Raw genomic sequence first — 13,156 nt, 5'->3', positions numbered from 1 at the left:
GATTGGTCCCCCGCCTGTTGAGCACGACGCCGCGAGGTTTTTTCCGCCCCCATGATTATGGGTGTCGCGCGGTCCGCGCCGAGGCTAAAATTGCTCGGCCCGCGGGGGACACGCGGTGCGGGACGATGATCATGACCGAACAGGGCGAGACGGGTGAGGCCATCACCATCCTCCTCGTCGAGGACGACGCGCCGACCTGCTGGCGGCTCCAGGACGCGTTGGTCAAGGCCGGCTACGAGGTGCGCACCGCCGGCACGCTGGGGGAAGCCCGCAGCGCACTCGGCGAGGGCGCACCGCGCGTGCTGCTGACCGACTTGCGGTTGCCCGACGGCCACGGCGTCGAGCTGATCCGCGAGACGCGGCAGCGGTTTCCAGACACCGAGATCATGGTGATCTCCGCCCTCGGAGACGAGGAGAGCGTGATCTCGGCGATCACCGTCGGCGCCACCGGCTATCTCCTGAAGGATGCGTTCCCGACCGACATTGCCACCACCGTGCGCGAGCTCGTCGCCGGACATTCGCCGATCTCGGCCTCGATCGCGCGCTTCATCGTGCGCAGAACGCAAGGTACCGCGCAGGGCTCTGCCGAGCCGCCGCCGGGTCCCGCGCTCAACACCGCAAAGCTCACCCCGCGCGAGATCGACATCCTCTGGGGGATCGCCAAGGGCTTCAGTTACGCCGAGATCGCGAGCCATCTCGGCCTGTCGCGGCAGACCGTGCCCGGCCACATCAAGAACATCTATCGCAAGCTCGAGGTGCACACGCGTAGCGAAGCGGTGTTCGAGGCGGTGCAGCAGGGCCTGATCAAGCTGTGAGCGAGGTTGCAGCGAAGGCAGTGGTCACGCGCACGCGGCTGCGGCTTCGGGCCTCGCGCCTCGTGCCTTACCTGCTGCTCCAGGCGCTGATCGTGATCGCCACCATCCTCGGCTTGCGGCTGCTCCAGCCGAGCGATCCCGACGATTTTGCCGTGAGCGAGTTTTCGCTGCAGGAGGACGGCACGACACGCCCGGTGACGCTGCCGCATTTCACCGCCTCGCGCTATTCGCTTGCCGACCCGCCGCTCTACAACGGCACCTTCACCTTCCGAAACGGCGATGCCGCATCGGGATGGTCGGTGTTCCTGCCGCGCTTCAGCAATGCGGTGGAAGTCGCCATCAACGGTGTCGTCGTACTCGACTCCCGGCGCGACGCTAACGCCAACCGGCCCGACCGCAACACGCCGCAGATTGCGGTCATCCCGTTCTCGCTGCTGCACGACGGAGCCAACCAGATCGCCGTGCGGTTGTTCATATGGGGGCCGCTGAAGGGCTTTCTCGACACCGTCTATGTCGGGCCGGACGAGGCCTTGCGGCCGGCCTTTGAGACGCGAACTCTGCTGTTCGTCACGCTGCAGGTGGTGTTCTCCGCCTGGCAATCGATCCTCGCCCTCATTCTCGCGATCATGTGGCTGATGCGCCGGCGCGAACCGGTCTATGGCGTGCTGGCGGCCGCGATGGTGCTCGGCGTGGTGCAGACGTTCCTGCCAGCGCCCGTGCCTCCGGCCACCTCGTTCCGGCTCGCGCCAGTGCTGCTGGCATCGGCGCCGCTCGAGAGTGCCCTGATCGTCGTTTTCGGCGTGCTGTTCTTCGGCTGGCGCTGGCCGCGTCACGGCACGCTCCTGTTCGCGCCGGGGCTGATCGTGTTCGTTGTCGGGCTGACTGCGGGGCCGCCGCTGCCGCGCATTCTCTTCCTGTTCTTGGGTATTCCGACGGTGGGCATCTGTCTGTTCCTAATGGCCTGCGTGACGGCGACCGCAGTGATCCGGCGGCAGGACGCGGCGAGCTTCACGATTGGCTGCGCAGTGACCATCGTGCTGACTTGCTGGGTCCACGACATGCTGTCGGTGTTCGACATCGTGTCCAACGAGCGCATCTTCGTCTCGCGCCTGTCCTATTCGGCGATGCTGGTCGCGATCGGCGCAGGGCTGACCTGGCGCTTCGCCCGCGCGCTGAACCAGGTCGACAATTTTGCCGGCCAGCTCGTCGCGAGGGTGCGCGAGGCCGAGGAGCGGCTCAAGGCGAGCTTCGCCCGCGAGGAAGAGCGGGCGCGGGCCGCAGCGCTCGCCAACGAGCGCACGCGCCTGATGCGCGATCTGCATGATGGCCTCGGCGGCCAGCTCGTCAGCATCGTCGCGCTGTCCGAGCGCGGTCATGAAGGCGCGACCATCACGGATGCGGCACGCGCCGCGCTGAAGGATCTTCGCCTCGTCATCGATTCCATGGACGACATCGGCGGCGACCTCATGCTCGCGCTCGGCTCCTGGCGCGAGCGTGCGGCGACACAATTGCGGCCGCACGAGCTCGTGCTCGACTGGCACGTGGCAACACCGCAGGGCCTGCCGCTGCATCCGGAGCTGCGGCCATGGCACGTCATCCAGATCGTTCGGATTCTGGACGAGGCCGTCACCAACGCGGTCAAGCATGCAGGCGCCCGTCACATCGCCGTCACCATCGAGACGCTCGATGATGGCCGGGGGCCATACGGAGTGATCAGCGTCGGGGATGACGGCAAGGGCTTTGCGCTGGCCGACAATGGCGAGGCGGCGGGCGCACGCCAGACGGCGCGGGGCCTGCGCAACATGAAGAGCCGCGCCGCCCGCTGCGGCGCTGTGCTCGATTTGAACTCTGATTCCTCGGGCACCCGCGTTCGGCTGCAATTGCCGCAGCGTTTTCCCGACAGCGACGCAGCCGCGGGCTGAAAAGGCCCCCTCTCCGAACGTGTGGGACGCACGGAGAGAGGGATCGGACCGGGATTTCTGCCTGCGGAGGACGGGGGTTGCGTTCGCAAGTCGTCCCATTGCCCGAAACGTTCGTCCTCTCCCCGCATCTGCAGTCGCTAAAGCGTCGGCGGACAAGAATGGGGCAGGGTGACGAAAGAGCTCAGCGCACACCGACGCGGTTGACGGGACCGCCGCGGTTCATCGGCGTGCCAGCCCGCACACCGACGCCGGGCGCACCCACGCCGGGCGTCGCCACCGCCGCCGCGGCAACCGGCGCAGCCGGTGCAACCACCACGGCCGCGGTCGGCCGCACCACGCAACCCTTGGGCACACCGACGGTCTTGCAATAGACCACTGCCTGCGCGGGGCTCGTGCCCAGCGACACCATCGCCGCACCCGCCAGCGCCATGATGGTCAAGCCGGCGCTCAACGCTCCTGCCTTCTTCAACATCTTGCTCTCCTGCTTCCCGTTCGGCGTCCCGATGCGATTACCGGGTCTCGCAGCCGACGTGCGGCCTCAATGGCAAAAGACGGCGCGCCGATACATGCCATGAAGATGGGGTGCGGCGGTCGTTGCGGCGCAAGGCCGGCACCCCCGATGCCATGAACATGGCATGGACCGGCCATCGGCCGGGGCGCAAAGGTCGCGCCGCTTGATCTCAAACCGGACTACGACAATTCGAGAAAGAGGTGCTTTATGAAGACTTCGATTCTTGCCGCGCTGCTGCTCGCCGCGACCGCCCTTCCCGCGTCGGCGCAATCCGGGCCCACGCCGCAGGAGCAGATGGCCTGTCGTGGCGACGCCAGCAAATTCTGCGCCGAACATATCGGCAAGCCGCCGCAGATGAACGCCTGCCTGCGCGACAACAAGGCAAAGCTCTCCGACGCTTGCCGCAAGGTGGTGGAATCGCACGGGGGTTGAGGTAACCGTCATTCCGGGGCGCGCCAACGGCGCGAGCCCGGAATCCCTCTCGCCACGTTACGAGCTAATGAATGAAATTCCAGGCCTGCGTGCTACGCACGCATCCCGGAATGACGAGGCGAGTTTGCGACGTAGGTCTCGCCATCGCCCACCAGTCGGCCTGTCGCCCTAATCATCATCATCCGGCCCGAACAGCCTGATCTGCGGGAAGCCGCCGCGGGGGCGCGCGGCGAAGTCGCGGGCGTCGGAATCTTCGCGGATGTTGCGCGCAACATCATCCCAGTCGGTGCGATCGCGCATGCCGCGTGAATCGCGGAATTCGTTGCGGCGGCGCTCGGCCCAGCGCTCGCGCCGTTCGGTGCGGCGCCGCTCGGAGGCCGCCCGTTTCACGTCGGAATCCTTCGCCCTCGCATTGGCGTTTTCGGGCGAGGATGCCGGCTCGGTCGATGCCTGCTGCTCAGCAGGTTTGACGCTGTGTACGGCTGTCCGCTTCGACTCTTCTGTTGCATTCCGCGGCGGTGGCGGCGGCGCCGGAGGTTCAGCTTTGGCCTGAGTGGTCTGCGCTTGCGGTTTCGCGTCAGCCTTTGCTTCGGATTTCGCTTCAGATTTGGCTTCGTCGTGCGGCTGCGCCGGCGCGGCGATCGTGGCGCCGAAAGCCTGCGAGCCGGCGAGATATTGGATGCGTTCGGATCGCGCGCTCTCCGCGCCCGCGGATTCGGCGCGCCACTCCGTGGCGGTGTCAGGGCCCTGCTTGGGCGCGATCGGATTCATGATGTTGCCGGCGACGATGCCGCCGCCGAGACCAATCGCGATCGCCGCAATGATTGTTCCGGCACCGACGAAATAGGCTGTCGAGGCGCGCATTGGTCCACTCCGTCTTTTGGAGCGGGCAACGCGTGGGGATTACCGGATGTTCCTGAAGGCAGAAGCGCGGTCCCGAGGGGGAACTCGCGTCAGATCTGCTGCGCGACCTTTTCCAGTCCGATGATGCGGGCGAGCTTGCGCACTTCCTCTTTCTGGTCGTCGCGCAACTGGAACAGCAACGGCATCGCGGCCGATTTCAACTGCGCGATCTCATCGCAATTCGGATCGATCGGCACGCCCGGCGCATTCGGATTCGACAGCTTGTTCGCCTGGATCTTGCGGGCGACGTTGCGCAGCGCGGTTTCGACCGACGGCCAGTAATATTCCTGCGAGGAGGACAGCTTCAGCCGATCCCTGATGCCGGCGATCTGCACGTCAGAGAGCAGCGAATAGGCTTTCTGCGGCTGCGGCTTTGCCACCTTCGGCTTGGCGGGAGCCTCGACGGCATGCGCCGGCGCATCAGGCGCGCTGGCCTTGGACATTTCCTTGGGCATCGCGAAGTCGGACGGCGTCGCCGCCGCGAAGGCCTGGCGAAGCGGCTCGGTCAGCGCAGGCATTTCAGTTTGAGTCTGCACCGGCTCGATCGCAGCCGAGGCGAGCGCCAGCGTCGGGATCAGGCGGTCGGCTTTGGCGGCGCGGTTGGCAGCGACCGGCTTCGGCGGCGGGGCCTGCGTGATCATCTCGGCGCTGACGCTGGGCACGCTGTCGCGGCCGAGAATGGCGGTGGCCGCGGCGCCGAGGACGAGGACGCAGGTCAGCGCGACGATGGTGATGGCTTTGGACAAACGTCTCTCCGCGTCCGGCTTTCAAGTCCACGTGATCACTGCCCGGAAACTGGGCGGTAAATAAGGCCTAACCGTGCCGCCACGGCGGAATTCGCTGGGACTGGGGCGACACTGGCCGGAACATTCAATGAATCAGGCAGCTATCGCGAGGTCATAGGCGTCCTGGATGTCGGCGACGATCTCGGAGGCCTCCCAGACGGCACGCGGCTCGACCGATTGCAGCGTTACCGTCCAATTGCCGCCCCGGCGGGTACGGGGGACGCTGAGGATATCGAAGCGCACGTTTCGGCACAGCGGATGACGGGCGAGCGCATGGGCCACGCGGATGCGGATTTCATCCATCGACGCCGACGTCTTGGTGTTGAGAAAATCGAAGTCCATCGCCTGTCCCTCTCGGTCCTGATTGGCGCCCTTGAGAGGATTCTTGGCGGGTGATGGTTAATCTGCCGTTAAGCGCGGCGAACCGCAGGAGTGCGGGATTAACCGTGCGGCTTCTTCTCCCTCTCCCCGCTCTTCGCGGAGCCGCGACGAGCTTCGCTCGCGCTGAGAAGGTCGGGGTGAGGGGCTGTCTCCACACAAACGGTGAAAGTTGGATTCGCGGAAGCTCCCCCTCACCCGCCGCGCTGCGCCCCGCCCGTTCCGCGATATTCCGCAATCCTACGCGCGACGAGATCGTCGACCCCCGGCACGTCGGTCACGCCGGATGTCGAATGTCCGCCGCTCCAGATGTCGCGCCAGCGCTTCGGGCGGCTTTCGCGCGCGGTGATGTCGATGTCCTTGCCGATGTCGATCGCGCCGCGCGCCGGAAGGTCGTCCGGATCGAGACCGGCAGCCACGATCGACGGCCTCAGCATGTTGGTTTGAAGTCCGGTGAACGCGGTGGTGAGCAAAATGTCGTCGGCGCTGCTTGTGACCAGCATCTGCTTGTAGCGGTCATCCGCCATGCTCTCGCGCGTGGCGATGAACTTCGTGCCCATATAGGCGAGATCGCAGCCGAGCACTTCGGCGGCATGGAGCGCACGGCCGTCGCTGATGCCGCCCGCGAGCACGATGATGCCGTCAAAGAACGCGCGCACCGCGCGAACGAAGGCGAACGGGTTGAGCCAGCCGGTCTGGCCGCCGGCGCCCGCGGTGAGCAGCACGAGCCCGTCGGCGCCGGCTTCAGCCGCGCGCTCGGCATGCCGGATCGAGGCGACATCCGCCAGCACCAGCGCGCCGGCATCATGCAGCGGCTTCAGCACCGGCGCGGGCGAACCGACCGAGGTGATGACGATCTCCGGCCTGCGTCGCAGCAGCGCGGCGAGATCTTCTTCCAGCCGCGTATTGGAGCGATGCACGATCAGGTTCGGGCAGAGCGGCGCCGGCTTGCGGCCGGTCTGATCCGCATGCAGCTCTAGCTGCGCTGCGATCTCGTCCAGCCATTGCTCGAGTTGTTCCGTGCTACGGCAATTCACGGTTGGAAAACTGCCGATCACGCCGTTGCGGCAGGCCGCGACCATGAGCTCGACGCCCGACACCAGAAACATCGGCGCCGCGATCAGCGGCAGGCTGAGACGATCGCGGAAGCGTTGCAGCCGGTCGGACGTCACCCATGCCTCCTTGCGCGGGCTCCGCCATTCCATCCCGCATTCGCTGTGCTAGCGTTGCGGCAACATTGGCACGCTCAGGAGCCGATGACAAAGCAACGAGGAAACATATGCCCGATCCGGTCCACGCAATGCCCCCGACTTGCGCGCAGACGCTACGCGCACTGTCGCGCTATCCTGGTCGCACCGCCTTCGCCTGGCCCGGCGGGTCGCTGACCTACCAGGGCGCGATCGATCTGATCGGCCGTATCCAGGGCGTCTTCATGCGGATCGGACTTCAGCCCGGCGCCCGTGTTGCCTTCCTGACTGCAAACCGCGCCGACACCTGGTGCGCCGGCGTGGCCGCGCAATTGTCGCGGCTTTGCATCACCTGGCTGCATCCGCTGGGATCGCTGAACGACCAGCTCTTCCAGCTCGAGGATTCCGAAGCCGAGATGCTGGTGGTCGATGCCGCCGCTTTCCGCGACCGCGGCGGCGAACTGGCCGCGAAGGCAACGCAGCTCAAAGCCGTCTTCACGATGGGCCCGGCGGATTACGGCGTCGATCTCCTGAAAGCTATTGAAGCGGCCGGCCATGCCAGCGCGCTCTGCCTTGCCGGTCCTGACGATCTCTCCACACTGAACTACACCGGCGGCACGACAGGCAAATCCAAGGGTGCGCTACGCTATCACCGCGAAAATGGCGGGGCCGCCGCCGCGATCCTTGCCGACTTCGAAATCCCGGACGGCGCACGCTATCTCACGGTCGCCCCGATCAGCCATGTCGCCGGCACAAAAGTGCTGCCGACTCTGATGCGTGGCGGCACCGTGCACATGCTCAAGGGCTTTGATCCCGAGGCCGTGCTGACCACGATCGCGCGCGAACGCATCAACTTCACCCTGTTCGTACCGACGATGATCTACGTGCTGCTCGATCATCCCGCGCTCGACAACACCGACCTCTCCTCGCTGGAGCTCGTGCTCTATGGCGCGTCCGCGATGTCACCAAGCCGCCTGGTCGAGGGCATCGAGCGGATCGGACCGGTGTTCTCGCAGCTCTACGGCCAGACCGAATGCTACCCGGTTTCGGTGCTGCGCAAAGCGGACCATGATCCGAAGACGCCGGAGCTGTTTTTGTCCTGCGGCTTCCCGATCGCGGCCTGCGAGGTCAGGATTCTCGACGACAACGACCAGGAAGTGAAGACCGGCGAAGCCGGCGAGATCTGCGTGCGCGCCCCGCACGTGATGGCGGAATACTGGAAGCGGCCGGACATCACTGCCGAGACCCTGAAGAGCGGCTGGCTGCACACCGGCGACATCGCGCGCAAGGACGAACGCGGCTACATGTTCATCCTCGATCGCAAGAAGGACATGATCGGCTCCGGCGGCTTCAACATCTTTCCGCGGGAAGTCGAGGACGTGCTGTCGCAACATGCGGACGTAGCGATGGTCGCGGTCGTCGGCATTCCCGACGAGAAATGGGGCGAAGCTGTCACCGCCGTCGTCGTGCCGCGCGAAGGAGCCCAGCCCAACCCGGATGAGCTGATCAACCTGGTGAAATCCCGAAAGGGCCCGGCGCATGCGCCGAAGCAGATCCAATTCGTCAAGCAGTTGCCGATGACCGGCGTCGGCAAGATCGACAAGAAGGTGCTGCGCGCGAGCTTCTGGAGCGGGCGAGACCGGATGGTGGGGTAATCGTTCAGATTGCAACGCCGGGTTCGGAGCACACGCGTCGCGCGAAAAGCTGGTGCGTAGCAGTATTTGCGTCCGGGATTTTACGGTGTTGTTGTGGCCGCCGCACAACAACGCGCCACGGAGTGAGCGAGCTCGATGCGCGCGCAATTGCAGGCGAATCAACGAATCAACTAGACCGCTAACGGGGCTGGGAAGCGGAGTATCAAATGAGAGTCGCTTCCTTGGAAAGTGCGTTGGCTGCGGTCACGTTGATCACGGCTATCATTGTTCTGCTGTGGGAGATCAAGATCGTCTACGGCAGTTGAAAGGCAGGACGCCGGCGTCGAACAAGAGACCTCCGGACAAGAAGAGGTTCGCGACCAGGGCATCCCTTCCGCGGCGGCGGAAGCCTGCCATTCAACTGGCTTCGGGAGCAACCGCGGTGCGCCCCCGGTCATGCTCATCGTTTCTCAATCACGAGACTCTGCACCGCGCGACCAAAATATCCTTGCCTGTCTGCGAGCCGCGACATCGCAAGCCCGGCGCCGTCCGCGCCGATCCAGGACTCTCCGTCGAGCAAAATCCATTCGCCGACCGGCTGTCGCGCAAAGCTGACGGTGAGATCCGCATTGATGTAGGTCCAGGCCCGGAAATCCAGCGTCGAGGCGGTGCCGTTGGAGAAATCGGCGGCGACCACGGCGCGCATCGCCTGCGAGATCGCTTCGCCTTCGATCAGCGGATGGTCGACGCGAAACCAGATCGCGCCGGCGCCGGCCTGGCCGAAGCGGCCGCGCGCGGCGCGCATCGAGACCGATCGCACGAACGGGCTGGTGGCGGCGTGACCATCCTCGGCGAGAGACTCTTCCGGCGACGGCAACGCGACCGGCAGCTCTTTGACGTCGTCGGGCAGCGTCAGCGCCTGCCGCTTGATCTTGAGCACGGTCGCGCCGACGACCTGCACGCCTTCGGCCAGCAGCTTGACTTCGCAGAGCTGGATCTTGCGTCCTTCACGCAAGACCTCGGTCGCAATGGTGAGCGGCGCCACCGGCACCGGCCGCATCAGGTCGATCGTGACGCGCGCGATGTCCATCGCGACCTGCGTCGGGATGCGTTCGGCCGCCCAGGTCACGAGCGAGGCCGGCGCCGAGCCGTGCTGCATCCGCCGGTCCCACGGGCCGGCGGCATCCGGGCTGGTGACGACGCTGTAGCCGTCGACACGGTAGATGGCGGTCATCGTTTCATTTCTCTGTTGTCGTGAGCAGTAGCCGGCCAAACAGCTCGTCGTCCTGGCGAAAGCCAGGACCCACTACCCAGAGTACGTCCTGTGATTATGGGTCCCGGATCTGCGCTCCGCTACGCTGCGCTTATCCGGGACGACGGATGAGAGATGCCGAACGACGGCTTTGATCACAGCGGCGGATCGATCGCCTCGTCATATTCCTTCTTGAAACGCGCGATCAGTTCGGCGGCGGGCACGACCTTTTCGATGCTGCCGATGCCCTGGCCCGAGCCCCAGATCTCCTTCCAGGCCTTCGGCTTGGCGCGCTCGCCGGAGGCGTCGGTGCCGAAGTTCATCTTGGAGGGATCGGAGGTCGGAAGGTTTTCCGGATCCATGCCGGCGGCGAGGATCGAGGGCTTGAGATAATTGCCGTGCACGCCGGTGAAGAGGTTGGAATAGACGATGTCGTCGGCCGTCGATCCTGCGATCATCTCCTTATAGCGCTCGACGGCATTGGCTTCCTGCGTGGCGATGAAGGCGGAGCCGATATAGGCGAAGTCGGCGCCGAGAATGCGCGCGGCACGGATCGCCTTGCCGTTGCCGATCGCGCCCGACAGCGCGATCGGACCGTCAAACCACTTGCGCGTTTCCGCGACGAAGGCGAGCGGCGAGATCGTGCCGGCATGGCCGCCGGCACCGGCCGCGACCAGGATCAGCCCATCGGCGCCCTTCTCGATCGCCTTGTGCGCGAATTTCTGGTTGATCACGTCGTGGAAGACGATGCCGCCCCAGCCATGCACGGCCTGATTGAGCTCCTCGCGCGCGCCCAGCGAGGAGATGATCATCGGCACCTTGTACTTGGCGCAGAGCTGCATGTCGTGATCGAGCCGGTTGTTCGACTTGTGCACGATCTGGTTGACTGCGAACGGCGCCGAGGGCTGCTCGGGATGGGCGCGGTCATAGGCCGCGAGCTCTTCGGTGATCCGCGCCAGCCACTCGTCGAGCAGTTCCGCCGGACGCGCGTTCAGCGCCGGAAACGAACCGACCACGCCCGCCTTGCACTGCGCGATCACGAGATCGGGCACCGAGATGATGAAGAGCGGCGAACCGATCACGGGGATCGACAGGCGCCCTTTGAACAAGGCAGGCATGGACATAGCGAAACGATCCTCTATTGCCGGACAAATCGAAGGCTTGACGGCCATACCAACAAGGCAATCTTTCCACTGTCAAGTATTGCGTTTTCACGCCGTCGGCGGACGCCATTACCGCAATTCCAAGGCGCGGAATTCGCGATGCGGGTTCGTTTCAATTCCCGCTTCGTCATTCCGGGGCACGCGGAGCGCGAACCCGGAATCCATCGCGCCATGAACGTTCACGCGATCAGATCGGGATTGATCAGCCGCTCGAACGAGAACATCTCGTCCCACTTGTCCTGCGTCAGCAGCTTGCGCTCGACCACCACGATCTGGTGCAGCGACTTGCCGCTCTTGTAGCCCTCGCGCGCGATCTCGGCGCACTGCTTGTAGCCGAGCAGCGGTTTTAGCACGGTGACGATGCCGAGCGAGTTGAGCACCATGTTGCGTGTGTGCTCCTCGTTTGCGGTGATGCCGAGCACACAGTTCTCGCGCAGGCTGTTGACCGCGCGCTCCATGGTGCGGATCGAGAAGAACAGCGCAAATGAGATCACCGGCTCCATCACGTTGAGCTGGAGCTGACCGGCGGAGGCGGCAAGCGTCACCGTGGTGTCGAGGCCGATGACGAGGAAGCTCGTCTGGTTGACGACCTCGGGGATCACCGGATTGACCTTGCCCGGCATGATCGATGAGCCCGGCTGGAGTTGCGGCAGGTTGATCTCGTTTAGGCCCGCGCGCGGGCCGGAGGCGAGCAGGCGGATGTCGTTGCAGATCTTGGTGAGCTTGCTCGCGGTGCGCTTGAGCACGCCGGACAATTGCACATAGGCGCCGGTGTCCGACGTCGCCTCGACGAGATCGCCCGCGAGCATGAAGTCGACGCCGGTCAGCACGCTCAAATGGCGCACGGCAAGCTTGGGATAGCCGGGTGCGGCGGTGACCGACGTGCCGATCGCGGTGGCGCCGAGATTGATCTCGCGCAGCAGCGCGCGCGCTTCCGAAATGCGGTCGACCTCCTCGCCGATCGTGGTGCCCCAGCCGCGGAATTCGGCCCCTAACGACATCGGCACGGCGTCCTGCAAATGCGTGCGCCCCATCTTGAGCACACGATCGAACTCGCGGCCCTTGGTGAAGAAGGCCTCCTGGAGCTGGCGCAACGCCGTCATATAGCTCTCGAGCCGCAGGATCAGCGCGAGGCGGAAGGCGGTCGGATAGGTGTCGTTGGTCGACTGGCCGTAGTTGACGTGGTCGTTGGGACTGACGTGCTGGTAGTCGCCCTTCGCAAAGCCGAGCGATTCCAGGGCCAGATTGGCGATCACCTCGTTGGCGTTCATGTTGGTGGAGGTGCCGGCGCCGCCCTGGATGAAATCGGTGACGAACTGGTCCATCATGTCGCCGGCGATGACGCGGTCGCAGCCGACGATGATCGCATCGGCGACCCTACCGTCGATCACGCCGAGATCACGGTTGGCCATGGCCGCGGCCTTCTTGACGTAGCCGAGCGCCTTCACGAAATAGGGCTCCTGGCTCATCGGAATGCCGGTGATGTGGAAGTTCTCCTTCCCCCGGATGGTCTGGACGCCGTAGTAGATGTCGTCGGCGATCTCACGCGGTCCGAGGAAGTCCTGCTCCGTCCGGCTCATGGGCGCTCCTTGTTGCTCACGCGCGGCGTCACGCCTTTAGTTCTGACACAGCGCGCTGGTCACGAAAGTATCGGTGCGGCAGTCGTCCGGTTTGCGCTGCCTGCCCGGAATCAGGACCTTGGCCGAGCACTTCTCGGCGGAATCGGCGTTCAGGCTCTTGCCTTCCCTGTAGCCCTTGCCCTGGCAAAGCTGGTCAGCGGCCTGCTTGCAATCGGGCGCGCCGTTCGCCGAAGCCGGGCAGGCAACGCGGCCCGACACGATGGTCGACGGCTTCGCCAGCCGCGACAGGCCGTCCATCGTGTCGCTCGAGCTTTTCAGCGGCAGGATCGAGGGCAGCCTGCCGAACAGCTTGCCCATTTCGTTGATCAACCCCGGATTCTCCTCGCCCGTCGGCGGCCCCGACGGAGCAGGCGTCGATTGCGGCGGCGCCTGGGGTCCCGCCTCCCGAAGGCCGAGCGACGGCGCGGGTGACTGGGCCCATCCGGGGCCGGCGGTGCCAGGCAGGAGCAGCAGCCCCGCAGTCACAATCATCCGGAGTCGAGCGACCGTGTCGCCGGATCGAACCATCATGGTGCAAGCGTAGCCGAAGCCGGC

The 13,156-nt window shown here is 65.4% G+C and carries 13 protein-coding genes; 4 read left to right on the top strand and 9 right to left on the bottom strand.

Annotated features, from left to right (window positions below):
• Positions 1–131: 131 nt before the first annotated feature.
• Both MTR72_RS07145 and MTR72_RS07140 read left to right on the top strand, forming a co-directional pair.
• Complete coding sequence (locus MTR72_RS07145) at positions 132–815, top strand: response regulator (RefSeq protein WP_280968146.1); 684 nt, start codon at positions 132–134, stop codon at positions 813–815.
• The gene (locus tag MTR72_RS07140; RefSeq protein ID WP_280968145.1) at positions 812–2,737 is read left to right on the top strand and encodes a sensor histidine kinase; all 1,926 of its coding nucleotides are present in this window, start codon (positions 812–814) and stop codon (positions 2,735–2,737) included. Before MTR72_RS07145 ends, MTR72_RS07140 begins: the two co-directional genes overlap by 4 nt.
• A gap of 181 nt (positions 2,738–2,918) precedes the next feature.
• On the opposite strand, the gene MTR72_RS07135 is transcribed toward MTR72_RS07140, so the two are convergent.
• Positions 2,919–3,209, bottom strand: a complete 291-nt coding sequence (locus MTR72_RS07135) for a hypothetical protein (protein WP_280968144.1) — start codon at positions 3,207–3,209, stop codon at positions 2,919–2,921.
• 246 nt (positions 3,210–3,455) lie between these two features.
• On the opposite strand from MTR72_RS07135, the gene MTR72_RS07130 reads away from it, so the two are divergent.
• Positions 3,456–3,680, top strand: a complete 225-nt coding sequence (locus tag MTR72_RS07130) for a hypothetical protein (RefSeq protein WP_280968143.1) — start codon at positions 3,456–3,458, stop codon at positions 3,678–3,680.
• Between the two features lie 168 nt (positions 3,681–3,848).
• Here MTR72_RS07130 and MTR72_RS07125 read toward each other — a convergent pair whose 3' ends face one another.
• The 4 genes from MTR72_RS07125 to MTR72_RS07110 form a co-directional block, all read right to left on the bottom strand.
• Positions 3,849–4,544, bottom strand: coding sequence for a hypothetical protein (locus MTR72_RS07125; RefSeq protein WP_280968142.1), 696 nt, complete (start codon positions 4,542–4,544; stop codon positions 3,849–3,851).
• A gap of 89 nt (positions 4,545–4,633) precedes the next feature.
• Complete coding sequence (locus tag MTR72_RS07120; RefSeq protein ID WP_280968141.1) at positions 4,634–5,329, bottom strand: hypothetical protein; 696 nt, start codon at positions 5,327–5,329, stop codon at positions 4,634–4,636.
• A gap of 132 nt (positions 5,330–5,461) precedes the next feature.
• Entirely contained in the window at positions 5,462–5,710 is a 249-nt protein-coding gene (locus tag MTR72_RS07115) for a hypothetical protein (protein WP_280968140.1), read from the bottom strand.
• Positions 5,711–5,940: 230 nt separating this feature from the next.
• Positions 5,941–6,918, bottom strand: a complete 978-nt coding sequence (locus MTR72_RS07110) for an NAD(P)H-dependent flavin oxidoreductase (protein WP_341510256.1) — start codon at positions 6,916–6,918, stop codon at positions 5,941–5,943.
• 107 nt (positions 6,919–7,025) lie between these two features.
• Here MTR72_RS07110 and MTR72_RS07105 point away from each other — a divergent pair, with 107 nt between their 5' ends.
• Positions 7,026–8,588, top strand: coding sequence for an AMP-binding protein (locus tag MTR72_RS07105; protein ID WP_341510255.1), 1,563 nt, complete (start codon positions 7,026–7,028; stop codon positions 8,586–8,588).
• 439 nt (positions 8,589–9,027) lie between these two features.
• On the opposite strand, the gene MTR72_RS07100 is transcribed toward MTR72_RS07105, so the two are convergent.
• The 4 genes from MTR72_RS07100 to MTR72_RS07085 form a co-directional block, all read right to left on the bottom strand.
• Positions 9,028–9,801: a thioesterase family protein gene (locus MTR72_RS07100; RefSeq protein WP_280968137.1), complete on the bottom strand. Its 774-nt coding sequence runs from the start codon at positions 9,799–9,801 to the stop codon at positions 9,028–9,030.
• Positions 9,802–9,974: 173 nt separating this feature from the next.
• Positions 9,975–10,943 carry an NAD(P)H-dependent flavin oxidoreductase gene (locus MTR72_RS07095; protein WP_280968136.1) on the bottom strand — a complete coding sequence of 323 codons (969 nt, stop codon included), beginning with the start codon at positions 10,941–10,943 and terminating at the stop codon, positions 9,975–9,977.
• 218 nt (positions 10,944–11,161) lie between these two features.
• Positions 11,162–12,562, bottom strand: coding sequence for an aspartate ammonia-lyase (locus tag MTR72_RS07090; protein WP_280968135.1), 1,401 nt, complete (start codon positions 12,560–12,562; stop codon positions 11,162–11,164).
• Between the two features lie 36 nt (positions 12,563–12,598).
• The gene (locus tag MTR72_RS07085; protein WP_280968134.1) at positions 12,599–13,132 is read right to left on the bottom strand and encodes a hypothetical protein; all 534 of its coding nucleotides are present in this window, start codon (positions 13,130–13,132) and stop codon (positions 12,599–12,601) included.
• Positions 13,133–13,156: the final 24 nt, after the last annotated feature.

Origin of the sequence: Bradyrhizobium sp. ISRA442, from assembly GCF_038085055.1 — a bacterium.
Classification (GTDB): Bacteria; Pseudomonadota; Alphaproteobacteria; order Rhizobiales; family Xanthobacteraceae; genus Bradyrhizobium.
This window is presented reverse-complemented; position numbering and strand designations above follow the sequence as displayed.

Excerpts from the sequence above, each read along its gene's own strand:
- MTR72_RS07145 (WP_280968146.1), top strand. The coding sequence starts at position 132 with ATGACCGAACAGGGCGAGACGGGTGAGGCCATCACCATCCTCCTCGTC.
- MTR72_RS07135 (WP_280968144.1), bottom strand. The coding sequence starts at position 3,209 with ATGTTGAAGAAGGCAGGAGCGTTGAGCGCCGGCTTGACCATCATGGCG.
- MTR72_RS07130 (WP_280968143.1), top strand. The coding sequence starts at position 3,456 with ATGAAGACTTCGATTCTTGCCGCGCTGCTGCTCGCCGCGACCGCCCTT.
- MTR72_RS07125 (WP_280968142.1), bottom strand. The coding sequence starts at position 4,544 with ATGCGCGCCTCGACAGCCTATTTCGTCGGTGCCGGAACAATCATTGCG.
- MTR72_RS07115 (WP_280968140.1), bottom strand. The coding sequence starts at position 5,710 with ATGGACTTCGATTTTCTCAACACCAAGACGTCGGCGTCGATGGATGAA.
- MTR72_RS07105 (WP_341510255.1), top strand. The coding sequence starts at position 7,026 with ATGCCCGATCCGGTCCACGCAATGCCCCCGACTTGCGCGCAGACGCTA.
- MTR72_RS07100 (WP_280968137.1), bottom strand. The coding sequence starts at position 9,801 with ATGACCGCCATCTACCGTGTCGACGGCTACAGCGTCGTCACCAGCCCG.
- MTR72_RS07095 (WP_280968136.1), bottom strand. The coding sequence starts at position 10,943 with ATGTCCATGCCTGCCTTGTTCAAAGGGCGCCTGTCGATCCCCGTGATC.
- MTR72_RS07090 (WP_280968135.1), bottom strand. The coding sequence starts at position 12,562 with ATGAGCCGGACGGAGCAGGACTTCCTCGGACCGCGTGAGATCGCCGAC.
- MTR72_RS07085 (WP_280968134.1), bottom strand. The coding sequence starts at position 13,132 with ATGATGGTTCGATCCGGCGACACGGTCGCTCGACTCCGGATGATTGTG.